Annotated in this window: 17 protein-coding genes and 1 pseudogene; 9 read left to right on the top strand and 9 right to left on the bottom strand. The window is 72.9% G+C overall.

The window, feature by feature from the left end; translation table 11 throughout:
- Window positions 1-72: 72 nt before the first annotated feature.
- Window positions 73-858: an alpha/beta fold hydrolase gene (locus ACH4VX_RS22950; protein ID WP_398369619.1), complete on the top strand. Its 786-nt coding sequence runs from the start codon at window positions 73-75 to the stop codon at window positions 856-858.
- Here the strand turns inward: ACH4VX_RS22950 and ACH4VX_RS22945 are convergent.
- Both ACH4VX_RS22945 and ACH4VX_RS22940 read right to left on the bottom strand, forming a co-directional pair.
- Window positions 836-988 carry a helix-turn-helix domain-containing protein gene (locus ACH4VX_RS22945; RefSeq protein ID WP_398369873.1) on the bottom strand — a complete coding sequence of 51 codons (153 nt, stop codon included), beginning with the start codon at window positions 986-988 and terminating at the stop codon, window positions 836-838. The genes ACH4VX_RS22950 and ACH4VX_RS22945 overlap by 23 nt on opposite strands.
- Before the next feature lie 69 nt (window positions 989-1,057).
- Window positions 1,058-1,660: a lytic transglycosylase domain-containing protein gene (locus ACH4VX_RS22940; protein WP_398369617.1), complete on the bottom strand. Its 603-nt coding sequence runs from the start codon at window positions 1,658-1,660 to the stop codon at window positions 1,058-1,060.
- Between the two features lie 229 nt (window positions 1,661-1,889).
- On the opposite strand from ACH4VX_RS22940, the gene ACH4VX_RS22935 reads away from it, so the two are divergent.
- Complete coding sequence (locus ACH4VX_RS22935) at window positions 1,890-2,330, top strand: transposase (RefSeq protein WP_398369616.1); 441 nt, start codon at window positions 1,890-1,892, stop codon at window positions 2,328-2,330.
- Here the strand turns inward: ACH4VX_RS22935 and ACH4VX_RS22930 are convergent.
- From ACH4VX_RS22930 to ACH4VX_RS22920, 3 genes are all read right to left on the bottom strand, one after another.
- Complete coding sequence (locus ACH4VX_RS22930) at window positions 2,284-2,625, bottom strand: DUF5713 family protein (protein WP_398369615.1); 342 nt, start codon at window positions 2,623-2,625, stop codon at window positions 2,284-2,286. The two genes, ACH4VX_RS22935 and ACH4VX_RS22930, sit on opposite strands and share 47 nt — an antisense overlap.
- Before the next feature lie 275 nt (window positions 2,626-2,900).
- A complete protein-coding gene (locus tag ACH4VX_RS22925; protein ID WP_398369613.1) occupies window positions 2,901-3,827 on the bottom strand; it encodes a hypothetical protein in 927 nt (308 codons plus the stop codon).
- Window positions 3,828-3,837: 10 nt separating this feature from the next.
- Window positions 3,838-4,233: a hypothetical protein gene (locus ACH4VX_RS22920; RefSeq protein ID WP_398369611.1), complete on the bottom strand. Its 396-nt coding sequence runs from the start codon at window positions 4,231-4,233 to the stop codon at window positions 3,838-3,840.
- Between the two features lie 86 nt (window positions 4,234-4,319).
- On the opposite strand from ACH4VX_RS22920, the gene ACH4VX_RS22915 reads away from it, so the two are divergent.
- A complete protein-coding gene (locus ACH4VX_RS22915; RefSeq protein ID WP_398369609.1) occupies window positions 4,320-8,084 on the top strand; it encodes a CHAT domain-containing protein in 3,765 nt (1,254 codons plus the stop codon).
- 184 nt (window positions 8,085-8,268) lie between these two features.
- Here ACH4VX_RS22915 and gap read toward each other — a convergent pair whose 3' ends face one another.
- Entirely contained in the window at window positions 8,269-9,267 is a 999-nt protein-coding gene (gene gap / locus ACH4VX_RS22910; protein WP_398369607.1) for a type I glyceraldehyde-3-phosphate dehydrogenase, read from the bottom strand.
- Between the two features lie 105 nt (window positions 9,268-9,372).
- On the bottom strand, window positions 9,373-10,329 hold the full coding sequence (locus ACH4VX_RS22905; protein WP_398369605.1) for a GlxA family transcriptional regulator: 957 nt from the start codon (window positions 10,327-10,329) through the stop codon (window positions 9,373-9,375).
- Between the two features lie 351 nt (window positions 10,330-10,680).
- Here ACH4VX_RS22905 and ACH4VX_RS22900 point away from each other — a divergent pair, with 351 nt between their 5' ends.
- Both ACH4VX_RS22900 and ACH4VX_RS22895 read left to right on the top strand, forming a co-directional pair.
- On the top strand, window positions 10,681-11,382 hold the full coding sequence (locus ACH4VX_RS22900) for a S1 family peptidase (RefSeq protein WP_398369603.1): 702 nt from the start codon (window positions 10,681-10,683) through the stop codon (window positions 11,380-11,382).
- A 33-nt stretch (window positions 11,383-11,415) separates the two neighbouring features.
- Window positions 11,416-11,931 (top strand): hypothetical protein, encoded by a 516-nt coding sequence (locus ACH4VX_RS22895; protein ID WP_398369601.1) that lies wholly within the window; start codon window positions 11,416-11,418, stop codon window positions 11,929-11,931.
- Window positions 11,932-12,220: 289 nt separating this feature from the next.
- On the opposite strand, the gene ACH4VX_RS22890 is transcribed toward ACH4VX_RS22895, so the two are convergent.
- Window positions 12,221-13,711 carry an FG-GAP repeat protein gene (locus ACH4VX_RS22890; RefSeq protein WP_398369599.1) on the bottom strand — a complete coding sequence of 497 codons (1,491 nt, stop codon included), beginning with the start codon at window positions 13,709-13,711 and terminating at the stop codon, window positions 12,221-12,223.
- A gap of 150 nt (window positions 13,712-13,861) precedes the next feature.
- Here ACH4VX_RS22890 and ACH4VX_RS22885 point away from each other — a divergent pair, with 150 nt between their 5' ends.
- The 3 genes from ACH4VX_RS22885 to ACH4VX_RS22875 all read left to right on the top strand — a co-directional run bounded on the left by ACH4VX_RS22885 (window position 13,862) and on the right by ACH4VX_RS22875 (window position 16,112).
- Window positions 13,862-14,350 carry a Tn3 family transposase gene (locus tag ACH4VX_RS22885; protein WP_398369598.1) on the top strand — a complete coding sequence of 163 codons (489 nt, stop codon included), beginning with the start codon at window positions 13,862-13,864 and terminating at the stop codon, window positions 14,348-14,350.
- An 80-nt stretch (window positions 14,351-14,430) separates the two neighbouring features.
- Complete coding sequence (locus ACH4VX_RS22880; protein ID WP_398369596.1) at window positions 14,431-15,102, top strand: HEAT repeat domain-containing protein; 672 nt, start codon at window positions 14,431-14,433, stop codon at window positions 15,100-15,102.
- A gap of 5 nt (window positions 15,103-15,107) precedes the next feature.
- Entirely contained in the window at window positions 15,108-16,112 is a 1,005-nt protein-coding gene (locus ACH4VX_RS22875; protein WP_398369594.1) for a MerR family transcriptional regulator, read from the top strand.
- Window positions 16,113-16,259: 147 nt separating this feature from the next.
- On the opposite strand, the pseudogene ACH4VX_RS22870 reads toward ACH4VX_RS22875, so the two are convergent.
- Window positions 16,260-16,842 (bottom strand): annotated as a pseudogene (locus ACH4VX_RS22870) (SAM-dependent methyltransferase); the annotation flags it as partial.
- A 343-nt stretch (window positions 16,843-17,185) separates the two neighbouring features.
- Between ACH4VX_RS22870 and ACH4VX_RS22865 the strand changes: the two are divergent.
- Window positions 17,186-17,448 (top strand): transposase family protein (locus ACH4VX_RS22865; RefSeq protein WP_398369593.1); only part of this gene is annotated, 263 nt, incomplete at its 3' end.

Raw genomic sequence — 17,448 nt, 5'->3', positions numbered from 1 at the left:
GCAGCGAGAGCGAGGGTGGAACCTTCCCCTTATCGGGTGGCACGTGCACCGTCGTCCTGCAGGCATCTGCGAATGCTCACACTCGCCGATGATCTCGGTCACCTTTCCTGCGTCGTCGCCGGCGACGGGCCGCCCGTCGTACTCGTGCACGCCGACGTCGCCGACCACCGGATGTGGGACGCGATCGTGCCCGACCTGGCAGAACGGCACACCGTCATCCGCTACGACTTGCGCGGCTTCGGTGAATCGGCGCCTCCGACCGGCCCGTTCAGCGAGACCGACGATCTGCGCCGTCTCCTGGACCACCTCGGCCACGAACGTGTCCGGCTCGTCGGTGCCTCTTGGGGCGGCCGCGTGGCCCTGGACTTCGCTCTCACCCACCCGGGCCGTGCGCACTCCCTGGCGCTGCTCGCCCCGCCATGGCCGGGATACCGTTGGTCTTCGGAAATGGTCGCGTACGACGAGGCGGAAACGGCGGCCCTGGCCTCGGGCGACCTGGACGCCGCCGTCCGTATGAACCTGGACATGTGGCTGCGAGGGCCGGCTCGAGGTTGGGAGGACGTCGCCACCGGACTGGCCGACCAGCTCCGCGGCCCGATGAGGACGTCACTGATGAACCAGGGCATCGTGGCGGAGCACTCCCAGGGCACTGCAACCGGCGACATCGCCGCCGTCTCCGTCCCTGCACTGGTCGGGATCGGCAAGCTCGACGTCACCGACTTCCAGGACATCGGCCGGCGCTACGCCACTGAGATCCCCGACGCCCCCCTGGTCGAGTTCGCCACCGCTGCTCACCTCATCGCACTGGACGCGCCCACCGAACTCAACGCGCTGCTCAGCCCGTTCCTCGCCCGTTAGTGCCGGGGATCCTCCGCGGGACACCGGGCCTGGGCTCGTCGGACATTCCGTCCAGGTCCCGTTCGAGGAAGCGCCGCCGCCAGGTGCGGACCGTGTCCGGAGTGATCCGCAGCCGGCGGGACACCTCCATGAGTGACAAGGGCGGAATCTTCGGACGCGGGCGACTCGTACCCGACCGACTACGGATCTCCGGCTCAGGTCACCGGCCGGTGACCGTGTCGCGTGGCTCGCCGCCGTCGGCCAGGGCCTCGGCGGCTCGCCCCCGGTAGGCGCGGAAGCGGCGCAGGTACGACCGTGCCATGGGACCCGGCGGGACGCCCCGGGCGAAGGCGCGCATGTTGCGTTCGCCCGTGTTGTAGCCGAGGGCGAGGAGTTCGTCGCGGGTGTAACGACGTACGTGCCGCCTCGGAAGGCTCCGGTCGAGGTCCTTCAGATGCAGGGCGGCCGTGCGGATGGCGAAGGCGGGGTCGTCGCGCAGGTCCTGCCATCGTCCCGGCAGGCCGTGCGTCCGCCGGACCCGTTCGAACGTCGCCCGGTGCATGTTGGCCAGGCCGAAGGACGCCCCGGGCTTCCACCACTGCCACAACCGCTCCAGCAGGGGATGGTGCGGCTTGTACGCCTCGTTGTGGAGCACGGTCATCACGAGCAGGGACGAAACCCCGGCCTCCCGGGCACTGCGTACCACGGCTGCCGCGTAGTCGGCCGGCTCGTAGCCGCCGGGTCGCAGCGGCGGCGTCCGGGCGTCCTCACGGTCCGCTGTTCGGGACCCTTGCTCCGCTGCCGCCACCGATCGTTCGGCCATTGTCGATCACCTCTCCACCGTCCTGAAGTGCACGTGCCCCCGCGGCCCTGCCCCAATCCGGGCCTGTGGCGGGTGAGGACCCGGATCTCGTGGACATCGCTGTGGGTGTCGTGGCCGGGGAGGCGTCGACGACGGAGACCGACGCGTCGCCGCCCTGACGCCGGGGCGAGCCGTACGACCGATCGTTGCTCGACATCCTCGCCGCGGGCGGGATGCGCGTCACCCCGGCGTGAACCGGCCGCCGCGCGGCCCTCGCTGGCGCCTTTCCCGCGTCGGGCCGGGCCGGCCACGCGCCCGCCCCGATCGGGTGCGTGCCGACAGGGCGTACGCTTCCCGTGAGAACCGCACCCACCTGCGCCGCCACGGGATCCGCTGCACCATCCCGGACAAGGCCGGCCGGGCGCGCAACCGCCAAAAGCCCGGCTCCCGCGGCGGCCGGCCGCCACTTTTCGGCCCGGCCGACCACCGCGAGCACCATGCGGTCGAGTACGGGATCAACCGGCTCAGGAGACACCGCGCCGTCGCCACGCGATACGACAAGCTCGCCGTCCGCTACGAGACGACCGTCCTGGTCGCAGCTCCTGACGAATGGCTTCGCTCGCAGGTGGCCTTCCCGTCCTCGTTCACCAGTCCCGGCCGGCGGTCAGCATCTCCTCCTCGGCGTCCGTGAACCCGTATGCCGACGCGACGAAACAGAACTCGTCACAGATCCACTCACGCGCGACCGTCTCGATCCCACTCCCGGCTGCCACGAACTCCCTGTCCAGCAGGTTGAACTCCTCCGTCGCGGACTGGGTAAGCGCATACAAGGTCCTCGGACCCGACGGCTGCTCGGCCTCGATCCGCTCACAAAGCCGCACCAGAATCGCCTTCCCCCGGTCGACCACGCGATCAGGGAAGTACGAGTCGTCGTACATCTGCCGCAGGAACGCGTGTCCCGCCACCTGTTGGTTTGTGATCGGCACAGTGCTTTCCCACCTCCGTGAGGAACTGACGCGCCGATCATGCACAGCACCACTGACAACGGCGCCACCCATGTACGCCAGACCCCATGCGACCAGGGCTTTCCCAACAGGCTCCAGGACCGGGCGGTTGATCGCGGCTTTCGCTTCGGGGCGCGGGCGAGTCGGTTCTGCTCGACGGTCAGGCGGGAACACCGGCCCGGTTCAGGACGGCGGCCATCTCGTCCCCGGGGAACGCGGGGGCCGGCAGCATGCGTTGCCGCACGCTCTGCGGGGTCCTACTCGGCCTTCCTGAACAGCTCCGACATCCCGTCCCCCGTGTCGGGATCCAACCGTCCCGGTGCCTCGGAAGAGACCAGCCCCACCCTGGTGGCCAGTTCACGTCCGTGGACGTCCACGGCGGCCTCGACCAGACCCGCGAGCGCGTCGAGGGCGGTGCGGGAGCGGGAGCGGGCCACGACCACGCAGCCGAGGGCCGCCAGGGCGGCCGGCCACCACCAGCAGGCGAGCAGCGCGTAGCCCACGGCCCAGGCGGCGAGGCGGGCGGCGGCACCGAAGGAGTCGTGGGCCGACTGGATCTGCCGCACGGCGGTCTCGGGGAGGATCAGCCACAGCCGGGGCCAGAGGGCGGCGAGGTCCACCCCGTAGGCCGCCTCCACCCGGTCGGCCGCCGCCTGCATCCGGTCGCCGTACCAAGTGGGACGGACCGGCTCGCGCAACGCCACCCGGTCACGGGCTTCGGCGAGGCCCTGGACGCGCGCCAGCAGGCTGCCCGGGACGCTCACCGTGCCGGAGGGGCCGACGGAATCGGCGTGCGCCCTGCCCACCGCCTCGCCCAGCCTCGCGTCCAGCTCCCGCCACCTGCGCGCCCGACGGGCTGCGAGGCGTCGTGAGATCGCGTCCCGGCCGGGGCGCAGACACCACCGTTCGATCGCGCCGCCGAGGAACTGCGCGGCGAGCGAGGCCGCCGTCGCCGCGAGCAGCACGAGGGCGACCAGGAGCGCGGCGGTGCCGGTGTGCTCGAGGGCCGGGCGGGCGGCGAGGCCGTCCAGGCGGGCGCGCAACCGGTCGATGTCGTGCCAGTGGCGGTGGCCCAGCGTGGTGCCGACGGCCGTGGCGGCGAGGAACAGCGCGCCGGGCAGGACCAGCAGGTTGAGCCAGCGCTCGGTGAGCTTGCCGCCCAGGGTGGCGAGGAGGGAGTTCATGGAGGCGGCGTCACCGCGCGGGGCCCAGCCTGCTCTTGCGCATCCGGGTGCCGTTGACCGCACAGGGCGGGGCCGGCAGCAGATCGCGGGCCCGCTCCACGCGTGCGCAGCGCGCCGGCCCCGGGCACACGGCCACCTTGATGTGCTGCGCGACACCGGGGACCGTGGCTACCCGGGGCCCGCTGCCCAGTCCGCGCGCGTCCCCGCTGCGGCGCAGGGCCGTGTCCAGGGCGTGGTAGCCGGCCGCGAGTTCACCGTCGGCCGCCCCCGACCGCAGCAGCTCCCGCGCCCACTCCGCGGCCTCCCGCACCCCGGGCTGCCGCAGGTCCTGCGGTGAGCCGAGCAGGGCGCACAGCGCGGCTGCTGCTCTGTCGTCGTACGGGGGAATGCCGGGAGATGCGGTCATGGTCCAAGTGTGCCGCACATCAGGCAGAGTTGAGGGTGAGTCGAACGTGCCACCGGGTCCGGCAGCGGCGGGGGAGTGACTGACAGGTGAGGTACGACAGGGACCGGTTCGTGCAGGCGATCCGAGAGCGCCTGGAGCGGGCCGGCACGGCAGACGGCGGTGTGGACGCGCGCGTGGTGTACGGCCCCCGGGCGGACGCGGAACTGCGCGGCCTGCTGCGGACGGCCGACACGCGGACCGACATGGAGGCCCGGCACGCGGCCGGCTGGCTGTGCGTCGCCCGGGCGATGGCCGACCCGGGGCGGCGCGGCAGCGTACAGGGCTGCATGGCGGGGACGCTGCTGTTCCCGGTGTGGGTCGCCGAACCGGAGTCGGTGCCACCGCTGTTGGCGGCCGGATTCGCGGCCACCGATCCGGCGGTCCGTCCCGACCCGGCCGACGCGGACGGGCCCGCCGAGTGGTGGGCCGAGAGTGCCGCGTCCCTGATCGCGGCGGAGGGCCGGGCGCACGACGTACCGTCCGACGCCCACGAAGGCCTGCGCAGACTCCACCGTCTGGCGGCCACGCTGGTCTCCTCGACGCCCTCGTACGAGGTCCGGCTCGCCACCGCGGTCGGCTGCGGCAACCTCACCATACTGGCGACACCGGAGTACGACCCCGGGTACGCGGACCGGCGGGCGGCCCTGGACCGGGCCCTGGCTGTCGCCGGGCTGCCCTGGCCGTTCGAGGACGTGCCCGAGAGCTCGGGGACCGGTGACCCGGTACTGCTCGCCCACCGGGCCCTCAAGGGCCTCCCGGCCGGCTCACCCGAACGGTCGCGCGCCCTCTCCGCTCTGGGCGGCCGCCTCCGGGACCGGTACCTGGAGTCGTACGACCCCGAGGACCTGTACGAGGCCGTCGGCATCGCACAGGACGTCCTGGCCCGGTTACCGCCCGGCAGCCCGTACCTGCCGCGGAGCCTCAGCGCGCTCGGGGGCGCGCTGGTGCTGCTGCGGCAGTACGAGGGCGCCACGCCCGAGGAGTGCGACGAGGTGGTGGACCTGTGCCGGCGGGCGCGGCCCGGCAATCCGGAGCCCGTGAGCGCCGCACACGACCTGGGCATGGCCCTCGTCCTGAGAGCACAGCACACCGGCCGGACGGAGGATCTCGACGAGGCGGCCGCCGTGCTGACCGAGGCACTCGCGGTCGCCGGAAATCCCCACGAGGAAGCCGCCCTGCGCAACGCCCTCGGCAATGTCCTGCGTGCCCGTTCCGTCGCCACCGGCTCGGCGGCCGACCTGGACGCGGCGCTCGCCCTCACGGACCCGGCCACCGCACCGGCCGGTCCCGGCCCGCACCTGGCGACCGCGATGGCCCTGTACTCCCGCCACTCACGCGATCCGGAAACCCACGGCTCGGACCTGGACGCGGCGTTGCGCCTGCTGCGGCAGGCCGAGTCGTTCATGCCGCCCGGCCACCCGGACCGCCCCACAGCGCTCGGCGACCTGGGGCTGGTGCTGATCGCCGCGTATCGACGCTCCGGGAAACCCGAGGAGTTGAACGAGGCGGTGCGCTTCCACCGGGAGGCGGTGGCCCTCACCCCCCAAGGGCACGAGATGCTCGGCGTGAGGCTGCTCAACCTCGGCACCGCCCTGGGGCTGCGCCACCAGCTCACCGAGGACGGCGAGGACCTGCGCGAGGCCCAGGAGTGCCGGCGCCGGGCGGCCGCACTGCCGGGCCTGGGGCGGGCGCACCAGGCTGCGCTGCTGAGCTCCACGGCCATCAGCCTGGTCATGGGCGTCGAACGCGCCGCCGACCCGGCAGCCCGGATCGACGAGGCGGTGGACCTCTTCCGGCAGGCGATCGCCGGCACACCCGAGGGCGACCCCCGGCTGCACCGGCGGCGTCATGGGCTTGCCGTCGCCCTGTTGGTCCGCTTCGCCCGGACGCCCCGTGCCGGCGGCCTCCGCGAGGTGCGCGAGTTGGCGGACTCGGTCGTCGCGGCGCTCCCCACGCACTCACCCGACCTGCCGAGCGCCCTCATGGTGGCGGCGAGCGCGCGGCTCGCGGATCCCCTCGCGCTGCTGTCGTCGGCGGCCCGGGAGGAGGCGGTCGCGCTGCTGCGCCGCGCGATCGAGGCCACCCCGCTCGGCGACGGGCGGCGCACCTCGCGCCTCATGAGCCTCGGCCACGTCCTGCGCGACCGCGGGCCCGGCCGCCGGCGGCGCGCGGCCGATCTCGCCCGGGCCGCGGACGTGTTCCGGGCCGGGGCCCTGGACCGGAGCTGCGCGCCCCACCAACGGCTGGAAGCGGCACGCGCGTGGGGCGAGACCCGTGCGGAGCTGGGGGACTGGCAAGGTGCCCTGGACGGCTATGTCGTGGCCGTCGACCTGCTGCCGTCCGTGGCGCCGCGCCATCTCGTCCGCGACGACCAGGAGTTCGTGCTCGGCCGGACCGTCGGGCTGGGCGCCGCGGCGGCCGCCTGCGCGGTGCGGTGCGGCCGGCCCGGCCTCGCCGTCGGCCTGCTCGAACGGGCCAGGGGCGTGATCCTCTCCCACGCCCTCGACGCCGACAGCGATCTGACCCGGCTGAGGGAGGCCGCGCCGGACCTCGCCGACCGCTTCGAGGAGCTCCGCGACGCCCTCGACACCGCCACCGACACCCGGGAGTTCCTCCAGGAGGACGGAGCGGCCGGCACCGACGCACGCGCCGATCTGCGGCAGCGCCTGGCGGCAGATTGGCGCGAGGTCACCGATCGGATCCGCGCCGAGCACCCCGAGCTGGGACTGCTGCGCCCGGTACGGGACCGGGACGAGCGCGAACTGCGCGCGACCGCCGCCGAGGGCCCGGTGGTCCTGGTCGACGTCTCACCCCACGGCAGTCACGCCCTCGTCGTCACCGAGCACTCCGTCGACGCCGTACCTCTGCCGGGGCTGGATCCGGCGACGACAGCGGCGCGCCGGCGGACCTTCGAGAACGCGCTGGTCCGCCTCCGGACGACCGGCATCTCCCGCAGGCAGTCGCAGCGCGCCCAGCAGGACGTACGGCAGACCCTCGGCTGGCTGTGGCGGACGGTCACCGGCCCGGTCCTCGGCCGGCTGCCCGCGGCGACCCGTGTGTGGTGGTCGCCCGGCGGCCTGCTCGGCACGCTGCCCCTGCACGCGGCGGGCCCCGACGGCGCTCCCGGCGCCCTGGACCGGGTCGTGTCCTCCTACACACCGACCCTGCGCGCCCTGCGGCACGCCCGCCGGCGGCTGGCCCGCCCGGCCGGCCGCGGCACGCTCGTCGTCAGCGTCGCGGAGGCAGCGGGCCAGATCCCGCTGCCGGGCGCCCGCCGGGAGGCCGACCAGCTGGCCCGTGCCCTGCCCGCCGCCTCACTGCTGGCCGACGCCTCCGCCACGCACTCCGCGGTCGTCGCCGCCCTGCACCGGCACGCCCACGTCCACTTCGCCTGCCACGCGCTGGGCGACCCGGAACACCCCTCCGGCAGCCGGCTCGTCCTGCACGACCACCTCGAACATCCGTTGACGGTGCGTCACCTGGCGCGGCTGCGGCTGCCGTCGGTCCGCCTCGCCTACCTCTCCGCCTGCGACACCCTGCGCACCAGCCCCGAGCTGGCCGACGAGGCCGTCCACATCGTCAGTGCCTTCCAGATGGCGGGCTTCCCCCATGTCGTCGGCTCGCTGTGGCACGTCGACGACGTCATCGGCGCCGAGGTCGCCCGCAGCGTCTACCGGACGCTGGACACCGGCGACGGCACCCTCGACGTCGGCCGGACGGCCGAGGCCCTCCACCACGCCGTACGAACCCTGCGCGACACCTACCCCCGGACCCCCAGCCTGTGGGCGTGCCAGGTGCACGCGGGACCCTAGGAACCTCTGACAGGTTCCCGCCTGCCGCGCGCATGCGCCGCGGGCCCAGGGCGTCCCGAGGCTGTGGTGCCGAGCGGTCACCCGTGCGGCATGCCGCCGAGGGGCCGACCACGGCCAACGGGAACGACCGCCGCGCACGGGCCCCGTGCGCGGCGAGGGCGGCGAGTCGGGCCCGAGGGGCCGGTCAGCGGGCGGCGAGGAGCTCGAGCGTGTCGATCACCCGGTTGGAGAAGCCCCACTCGTTGTCGTACCAGGCGACCACCTTGACGTGGCGGCCCTCGACGCGGGTGAGGGCCGAGTCGAAGATCGACGAGGCCGGGTTGCCGGTGATGTCGGACGACACGAGCGGGTCCTCCGAGTACTCGAGGACACCGGCCAGCGGGCCCTCGGCCGCGGTGCGGTACGCCGCCAGCACGTCCTCGCGCGTCACCTCGCGGGCGACGGTCGTGTTGAGCTCGACGATCGAGCCCACCGGGACCGGCACGCGGATCGAGTCGCCGGACAGCTTGCCGTCGAGGCCGGGCAGCACGAGGCCGATCGCCTTGGCGGCGCCGGTCGTGGTCGGCACGATGTTGACGCCGGCGGCGCGGGCGCGACGGGGGTCGCGGTGCGGGCCGTCCTGCAGGTTCTGCTCCTGGGTGTAGGCGTGCACCGTCGTCATGAAACCGTGCTCGATGCCGGCGAGGTCGTCGAGTACCGCGGCCAGCGGCGCGAGCGCGTTGGTCGTGCACGACGCGTTCGAGACGATCGTGTGCAGGTCGGGGTCGTAGGCGTCGGTGTTGACGCCGTACGCGAGCGTGACGTCGGCGCCGTCCGAGGGCGCGCTGACGAGCACCTTGCGTGCGCCCGCGTCGAGGTGGGCGCGCGCGGCCTTGGCCGAGGTGAACCGGCCGGTCGCCTCCAGCACGATGTCGACGTCGAGCGCCGCCCAGGGCAGCTGCGCCGGTTCGCGCTCGGCGAGGACCTTGATGCGACGGCCGTCGACGACGAGGACGCCGTCCTCGACCTCGACCGGGCGGCCCAGCCGGCCGGAGGTCGAGTCGAAGGCGAGCAGCCGGGCCAGGGCGGTGGGCTCCGTGAGGTCGTTGACGGCGACGATCTCCAGGTCGCTGTCGCGTTCGAGGAGCGCGCGCAGCACATTGCGTCCGATGCGGCCGAAGCCGTTGATGGCGATGCGAGTCATGAGTGGTGTCCCTTCGGTTCGCCACCAGCCTCGCGTGTGGCGTCCGCCCGTGGCCCGGGCGTGAGCGCCATGGTTCGCAAGGATCTCGCCAGGCCCCGTCTGCGGCTACTCGCCGCGGGTGAAGGTGCGCCGGTATTCGCTCGGTGTGGTGCCCAGGATCTGCTGGAAGTGCAGGCGCAGGTTCGCGCCGGTGCCGAGCCCGACGTCGGCAGCGATCTGTTCGACGCTGCGCTGCGAACGCTCCAGCAGTTCACGGGCCAGGTCGATGCGGGCGCGCATCACCCACTGCATCGGCGTGTAGCCGGTCTCCTCGACGAAGCGCCGGGAGAACGTGCGCGGCGAGACCCCGGCCTGCCGCGCCAGTATGTCGAGGGTGAAGGGCTCGCCGAGCCGGTGCAACGCCCACTCGCGGGTGGCGGCGAAGCGTTCGCCGAGCGGTTCCGGAACGCTGCGCGGTACGTACTGCGCCTGTCCGCCGCTGCGGTAGGGGGCCGCGACCAGGCGCCGGGCCGCGTGGTTGGAGGCGGCGACGCCGAGGTCGCGGCGCAGGATGTGCAGGCACAGGTCGATGCCGGAGGCGGCGCCGGCCGACGTCAGCACGCTGCCCTCGTCGACGAACAGGACGTTCTCGTCGACCCGGACGAGCGGGTGCTTCGCCGCCAGCGCCCGGGTGTAGTGCCAGTGCGTCGTGGCGCGTCTGTCGTCGAGCAGGCCGGTCGCGGCGAGCGCGAAGGCCCCCGTCGAGATGGCGGCCAGCCGGGCGCCCCGGTCATGGGCGGCGAGCAGCGCGTCGACGACCGCCTGCGGAGGGTCCTCGCGGTCGGGGTGACGGTAGCCGGGGATGAAGACCACGTCGGCCCATTCGAGCGCCTCCGGGCCGTGGGCCACGTGATACGACAGGCCGTCGCCGCCCGTCACCAGGCCCGGCGCCGCGCCGCACACTCTCACCTCGTACGGCATGCTCGCGCGGGTCGTGAACACCTGCGCGGGGATGCCGACGTCGAGCGGCTTGGCTCCCTCGAGCACGAGGACGGCGACACGTTGCAGGCGGGAGGACGGCACCCGCAAAGGGTACGGGGCATCGCACGGTCCGGCTCAACCGCCGGACGGCGGCGGCGCTACGCCCATTCCACGTCCGGCTTCCGCAGCGCGTCCTGTCCGGGATCGATTTCGGTGATCAGCTGTTGCCGTCTTCTTCTGCGCGCCGGTTGCCTTTGCTGATCGTGGGCATGTGCCGGGCGGGGTTCCCCCAGCTGGCGGCGGCAGCGGGTTCGCGCGTGGTCGGTGGTGGGACGGTCTCGCGTACGAGGACGGCGGCGGCCCCGCCCACGTGCCGTGCGGTTGGCGGTTTTCGGCCTGACCATCCGAGCCGGAGAGGCGCATAGTGGCAGGTACATGCCATAGGAGGCCGTCATGAGTCCCCTGCGTTTTGAAAGACCCCTCCGGACCGTCGTCGTCCTGACGCTGCTCTTCGGCTGGTCCGCCGTCATCGGATCGGCCGCGCATGCCGGGGAGCGAGCGGGGCAGCAGGCGGCCGTCGCGGTGCGCGGGGGCGACACCCTCTACAGCACCGGCACCCGCTGCACCGTGGGCTTCAACGCCCGCTCCGGTTCCGTGCTGTACGCGCTCGTTCCGGGCCGGTGCGCCCAGGGCGCCCGTACCTGGTACGCCGACCCTGCCCTGACCGTCGGCGTCGGCGTCACCGCGGGAGTGAGTTTCCCGGGCAACGACTACGCGAGCGTCCGGTACACCAATACGGCGGTCGCCTACCCGGGCGAGGTCTCGCTGGGCGCCGGTTCCGGTACCCGCGACATCACCAACGCGGCGAATCCCGTCGTCGGGCAGTCGGTCTGCCATGTCGGACGGACCACCGGATACCGCTGTGGGACCGTCCAGGCGGTGAACGTCACCATCAACTACGGCGGGGGGACCGTATACGGACTGTTCCGGTCCACCATCTGCTCCGAGCCCGGAGACACCGGCGGCCCGGCTTTCTCGGGCGGCACGGCTCTCGGCATCATCGTCGGCAGCAGCGGGAACTGCGGCTCGGGAGGCTTCACTTACTACCAGCCGGTGGCCGAGTGGCTGTCGGCGTACGGCCTGAGCGTCTACTGAGGCAGCTGAACCGGCCGAGCGCGCAAGGCTCCGATGCGGCGCTCCTACCGGTGGGTGCCCGACGGACGCCACGGCGACCAGCCGCGTCCGCCGCCGCTGCCGGTCCTCAACCACGTCGGCCCGCGCAACCCGGACACCGTCGTCGCGCAGCCGGCCGGGCGGCACTGGCAGGGCACCGTCCACGACGGCTTCCACCTGTACGACGGCAAGCTGCCCGTCGTGGTCACCGGCGTGAGGCTGCTGAAGGAGCAGGGCCCGGCCGGGGCGGTCTTCCGGCGCTTCGGCCGCCCGCACGGCCAGACCCTCCTGGAGACGATCGGCAACCCCCGCCGCGAAGCCCACGACACCCGCCGGCAAGCCGGGTACGAGGCCCGCGAGCGCGAGTGCGAGGCGCGGCCGCGCCGCACGGCCGAGGAGCGGTGGGCTGGGCGGGAGGCCCGCCGCCCCGTGTGCGCCGGCCGCGGCACCCGGTTCGCCGGCGAACGGTGGAAGGCCCTCGAACCCGCCGGGTGGGTCGCGCCGCGGGACGCCCACCCCGCACCTGCGTGACGACTGCAAGCAGCGCGCCCACGCCGCCGAACCGCCAAGCCGAGCACACCGGGCACGGGCACCAGGAGCCCGACCAGGCCGCGTCCGAGCAGAAGGCCGACAACACCCGGCTCCCCGGCTTACGCGACCGGCCCCGGTTGTCCGTGGGCGAACGCAGGCAGGAACATGCCCAGCGTGGACGGGGCGCGAGTACCGCCGGCATCGCCCGGTGACAGACCTGCGCCCTCCTGACGAACCCTGTGACGGGACCTGTCCGCCACGTGATCAGCGGAGCGCCGGGGGCTCCGGCTCACTCGTCGATCGACGTACCGAAGCGCGCGTCGGTTCCGGAGGCGTCGAGCGAGCCTCCGCCGTACGACCACGATCCGGTGCTCACCGTCCCGGTCGTGGAGGCGGCAAGCCACCAGACCACCCCGTCGTCGGTGTTCTCGCCGGGTGCCGCGGCCAGCAGCTCGGAGCGGCCGTCGGCGTCCGTGTCGGCGAGCCGGACCTGTCCGCCCCAGCGGTCCCCCTTCTCCGCCGTGCCGGGCACGCCCGCCGAGCTCTGGTCGAAGGACTTCGCGCCCACCGCGGTCAGCCCGGCGGCCGAGCCGCGCAGGATCCGCACGCCGCCCGCGTCCGCCACGGTGCCGATGTCCTCGCCGGGCACGCCCACGGCCAGGTCGGCGTAACCGTCACCGTCGATGTCGGCGAGGGAGACATCGGCGCCGAAGCCGTCGCCCAGTTCGGCGGTGCCCGGCACACCGGCGGTGTACTGGGTCCATACCTGTGCGGGAGTGCCGAGTTCGTCCACGTTCTCCATGCCGTCTTCGGAGCCCAGGTAGATGCCTACGGATCCGCCCGTGAGGGGTTCGTTCTCGTCCTCGGGCTTGTCGGGCTTGCCGTAGACCAGGTCGTCGTATCCGTCGTTGTTGATGTCGCCGGACGCCGTGGCGGAGCCGCCGACGAGGCCGCGGGTGTAGACCGGCCCGTCTGCGGCGCCCATGTACAGGGAGGATCGTGGCCTGTAGTCCTCCTCCAGGCTGCTGCCGGACACGAGCAGGTCCGCGTACCCGTCGCCGTCGTAGTTCCCGGTGGTCAGGGAAGCGGGCTGCATCGAGTCGCGGCCGGGAACCCCGGCGGTGTCGAACCGGCCCGTTCCTTCCAGGGAGCCGGCGCCGTAGGCGAACAGGGAGGCGCCCCCGCGGTCGGCCACGGCGAGGACGTCGCCCGGCGTGGTTCCGGAGAGCCGGGCGGCGGCGACGGCCAGGCCGAACCGGGTGTCCGCCGCGGGCGCGTCCGACCCCAGGGTGACGCTGCGGGCGGGGGTCAGCCCGGCCCGGGATCCGTAGAGGACCGTCACCCGGCCCGCGTCGCTCACGGAACCCTCGTCCTCACCCGGCGCGGCGATGATCGCGTCGTCGTAGCCGTCGGCGTCGAGGTCTCCCGTGGCCACGGCGGTGCCGAAGCCGTCACCGGACTCGGCGGAGCCCGGGACGCCCGCAGTCGCCTGACCGAAGACGGCAGTGCGGACCCGGGGGGTGCTGGTGGCGGTGCCTATGCCGCTCGCGGCGCCGTACTGGACGGTGACGTAGCCCGCCCCCTTCTTGCCGCCGTCGGTGCCGCCAGGAGCGCCGGTCAGGACGTCGTCGTAGCCGTCGCCGTCGAAGTCGCTGTTGCGGTCGTCGGCGTAGGTGCCCCCGGGCGTGCCCGCGAAGGCTGCGGGCGCGGCGGTGAGGGCCACACCGCCCAGCAGCAGGAACGACGCGGCAGCAACGGCCGTGGAACGTCTGTGGATCATGATCTGCTCCCATGCGCGGGGGAAACGGTGGGTCGTGGTCGCAGGTTGGATCCATGGCGCACAGGCAAAGTTGCGGCCCGCCGGTCTTCTGTGACAGAGCGGTGACGCCGGGAGGAGGGCTTGTCGGTTGGTCGAGGGGGCGGCGAGGCCGTGTCGGCTGCTGAAACGCGACGTCAGAAGCGCCATGTCGTCGAACTCGGCGGTGCCGTGCGTACGGTCTTCGCCTGCGACCACCTCGCCGGCCCCGGCCTGCGCCGCGAGATCCACTGCGGGCTCCGGGCCGTCGAGAACCGGAACAGCGTGAACACCGTGCTCCACTACGGCAAGGACGGCGCCCTGACCGGCCCGGACAAGGAGCACGCCGAGACCTCGATGCCCGCCCTGCACCTGCTCCGGTCCGCGCTCGTCCACGTCAACACCCTGCTGGTCCAGCAGGTCCTGTCCGAACCGGCCCGGGCGCAGAAGCACAGCGGCGAAGACCGGCGAGCCCGACCGCGCTGTTCTGGTCCGACGCCAACCCCTACGACACCTTCCGCCTGGATACGGACAAGCGTCTCGGCCTGGGGGGCGGCGTCCGCCGTACCTCGCCCTCGCCCTCCGGCCGACGCCGCCGACCGATCGAGTACGGAGATGCGGTGAAGGACTTCCAGGACCCCCCCGATCCCGTTTGACCTTGACACGGTGGCAAGGTCTTCACTGCTTCCCGAGGAGGTGGTCCGATGACCATGACGAGACAGGACACGGATGCGGCACGAACGCTCCAGGCACTGGAGGACAGTCGTTCCTCCGTGCGACTGAGGGCTGCTCTGGCGGTCGGTACGGCGCCTGACCCGTGCTTCGTCGACAAGCTCATCGAACGATGCGCGATCGAGCCCGAGTTCTTCGTCCGCGACATGCTGACCTGGGCGCTCACCCGCCACCCGGTGTCCCTGGCGCTCCCCGGGCTGCTCCGAGAAGTCCGCTCGGAGCGTGCGCAGGCACGCAGCCAGGCGCTGCACACGCTGTCCAAGATCGGTGACCGGCAGGTGTGGCCGGCGATCACACGGGCACTGCTGTCCGACGCCGACGACGAGGTGGCACGGAGCGCCTGGCGGGCCGCGGTCGTGCTCGTGCCGGAAGGTGAGGAGTCCTCCCTGGCCACGGTCCTGGCGACGCAGCTCGGGCGCGGTGAGCAGGAGACACAGCTGAGTCTCAGCCAGGCGCTGGTAGGGCTGGGTGAAGTGATCGTGCCGGCTCTGCGTGCCGCGACGACGGCCGACGACCCGGGCGTGCGTGCGCACGCGCTCGCCACACAACGGCTGCTGCGCGACCCGGACGCCGGATTCGAGTCGGCGATCGAGGAGGCCAAGCGCATCGTGGTCCTCACCGGGGCCCCTCAGGACGGACAATAAGAACTGTGCTGATCGGTGAGGTGGCGAGACGGTCCGGGGTCAGCGCCCGCATGCTCCGGCATTACGAATCGCTCGGCTTGGTGCGGCCTTCGGGCCGTACGGACTCCGGTTATCGGGAGTACTCCGCGAAGGACATCCGGCGGATCTTCCACATCGAGAGCCTGCGGTCGCTGGGTCTGTCGCTGCGTGAGATCGGGCGCGCGCTCGACGATCCCGGTTTCACGCCCTCGGCGCTCGTCGGCGATCTCATCCGTCAGACACGCGACCGCATCGCGGCCGAGACCGAGCTGCTCACGCGGCTGCGCCGGATCGACGCCGCAGACCCCACCGACTGGGAGGACGTCCTCCAGGTCGTTGCGCTCCTCCAGGCACTGGGGTCGCAGAACGCCGACGCCCGCCAGCGCGCGGCCCTCTCCTCGGCCGACGGGGTTCCGGTGCCGGTGGAGGCCCTGGTCGAGGCGGTACTGAGCGAGACGGAGCCGAACGTCGCCGGCGCCCTTCAATGGGCGCTGGCGCGATCGGGCGACGGTGGCCCGGCACTGCTGGCGAAGGGCCTCCGCTCACCGGTGGCCGCGGTGCGGAAACGTGCCGTCCAGTCTCTCGCCGAGATGCCGGGTGGTGAGGCGACCCCGCACCTGCGGGACGCTCTCACGGACCCCGACGCCGGGGTCCGCGGGTACGCGGCTCTGGCGCTCGGGACACGTGGAGTGGTCGAAGCGGTCCCGACGCTCATCGACATGATCGTCGCGGGAAGGAACGACACCGATGCGGCCGACGCACTGAGCAAGCTGGCGGGCGACACCGCGACGGCCGATCGGATCGCGACCAGGCTCGTCGACCTCCTCGCCCACGACACCATGGGAACGCCTGCACGCGGGCGGCTGACCCAAGCACTGGCGGGCATTCCGGGGACGACGGTGTCACGTGCCCTCATGGAGTTGTCACATGACGAGGACCGGGCTGTTGCGCTGACTGCTGCGTACCTTCGTCAGCTCCGCGACGCACGGTGAGGGATCTCTCCCCGGACGCCCCGCACGGGACTTGCGGGGCGGAGGGGTCCCGGACCTGCCGCTGTCCAGCGAAAGGGGACAGCGGACTTCCGGGTGGTGTGCCGGATGCCGGTTCCTGTACGGATGCCGCCGTGAGCGCTGCGGACGTCATGGCCGGGGCTTGCGCGCGAACACCCACCGGTTCCCCCCAACGCGTCGTTCGGCTCGGGGAGGGGGCCGCGTCCGTGCTGGTGGGTGAAGTCGAAGGGGGTGTGCACCGAGGTGGACCAGCCCTTGGCCGTCAGGTCGCCCGCGGAGTCGGGTCGTGGTCCCTTGTCGAAGAGGCGGAGCAGGTCGATGCCGATCTGTTCTCGCGTCGCCGTGCAGATCGCGCTGTCGCGGTACTCCAGCAGGTCCTTCCCAGCTTGGCCTCGAAGGTCAGTGCGCTGCCTTCGGTGGTCAGCCGGTCCACCGTGTCGATGAGGTACGTCTCGGCGGGGCTCGGCAGGTAGAAGAGCAGTCCCTCGGCCAGCCAGACACTCGGTGCGGCCGGGTCGAAGCCTGCGGTGGTCAGCGCGGTGACCCAGTCGGCGCGCAGGTCGACCGGTACGGGGACGCGCTTCGCCTTCGGGATGGCCGGCAGGTCCGTGAGCACCCGGTGCTTGAACGCCAGCACACCCGCCCTGTCGATTTCGAGGACCACACAGTCGGACGGCCAGTCCAGCCGGAAGGCGCGGGTGTCCAGGCCCGCGCGACGCCGTCCGGGGAGATGAGAAGCAACACCATGGGCTCCTTCCGCCGCATGTCCGCCTGGCCGAGGGACAGGGGTGCGGATCAGGGTCTTTGAGAAGTCTCGAGTTGGGTGATTCGTCTGCTGAGCGCCGGATATGGCGGCTTGTCGCAGCGGCCCTGGACGCGGAACAGGCATGGCCGCTGGTGATCATGTGGGTGTCGAGTCCGTATGAGCACCGAGCGAGTCCATGCCTGCGCGTCCGTCTTCCCGTATGCCGTCATGTCTTCAGCAACTGGGGGACGCCTCCGGCGGCCCTGCCCTGCCGGAACGGGTTGCCGACCTGCGGAGTCATCTGGCCGCGGTGCCTGACCCGAGAGCCCGTCGCGGCATCCGTCACCCGTGGACGGCCCTGCTCACCGCTGCGGCCTGCGCCGTCCTGTCCGGCGCCGCCTCGATCACAGCGATCGGCGAGTGGGTCGCCGATGCCCCGCAGCGTGTCCTGGCCCTGCTCGGGTTCCGGCCCGACCCACTGACCGGCCTGATCCGCCCGCCCCACGCCACGACCATCCGCCTCGTCCTGGCCGCCGCGGACGGCGACGCCCTGGACCAGGCCATCGGCCACTT

The sequence above is a fragment of the Streptomyces sp. NPDC020731 genome, from assembly GCF_044334705.1.
Lineage (GTDB): Bacteria > Actinomycetota > Actinomycetes > Streptomycetales > Streptomycetaceae > Streptomyces.
The sequence above is the reverse complement of the archived record's forward strand: the minus strand, read 5'-3'. Positions and strand labels throughout refer to the sequence as shown.

Bases quoted from the DNA above. Each gene is read 5' to 3' on its own strand.
- ACH4VX_RS22950 (WP_398369619.1), top strand. From the start codon at position 73: ATGCTCACACTCGCCGATGATCTCGGTCACCTTTCCTGCGTCGTCGCC.
- ACH4VX_RS22945 (WP_398369873.1), bottom strand. From the start codon at position 988: ATGGAGGTGTCCCGCCGGCTGCGGATCACTCCGGACACGGTCCGCACC.
- ACH4VX_RS22940 (WP_398369617.1), bottom strand. From the start codon at position 1,660: ATGGCCGAACGATCGGTGGCGGCAGCGGAGCAAGGGTCCCGAACAGCG.
- ACH4VX_RS22925 (WP_398369613.1), bottom strand. From the start codon at position 3,827: ATGAACTCCCTCCTCGCCACCCTGGGCGGCAAGCTCACCGAGCGCTGG.
- ACH4VX_RS22920 (WP_398369611.1), bottom strand. From the start codon at position 4,233: ATGACCGCATCTCCCGGCATTCCCCCGTACGACGACAGAGCAGCAGCC.
- gap (WP_398369607.1), bottom strand. From the start codon at position 9,267: ATGACTCGCATCGCCATCAACGGCTTCGGCCGCATCGGACGCAATGTG.
- ACH4VX_RS22900 (WP_398369603.1), top strand. From the start codon at position 10,681: ATGAGTCCCCTGCGTTTTGAAAGACCCCTCCGGACCGTCGTCGTCCTG.
- ACH4VX_RS22895 (WP_398369601.1), top strand. From the start codon at position 11,416: ATGCGGCGCTCCTACCGGTGGGTGCCCGACGGACGCCACGGCGACCAG.
- ACH4VX_RS22890 (WP_398369599.1), bottom strand. From the start codon at position 13,711: ATGATCCACAGACGTTCCACGGCCGTTGCTGCCGCGTCGTTCCTGCTG.
- ACH4VX_RS22880 (WP_398369596.1), top strand. From the start codon at position 14,431: ATGACCATGACGAGACAGGACACGGATGCGGCACGAACGCTCCAGGCA.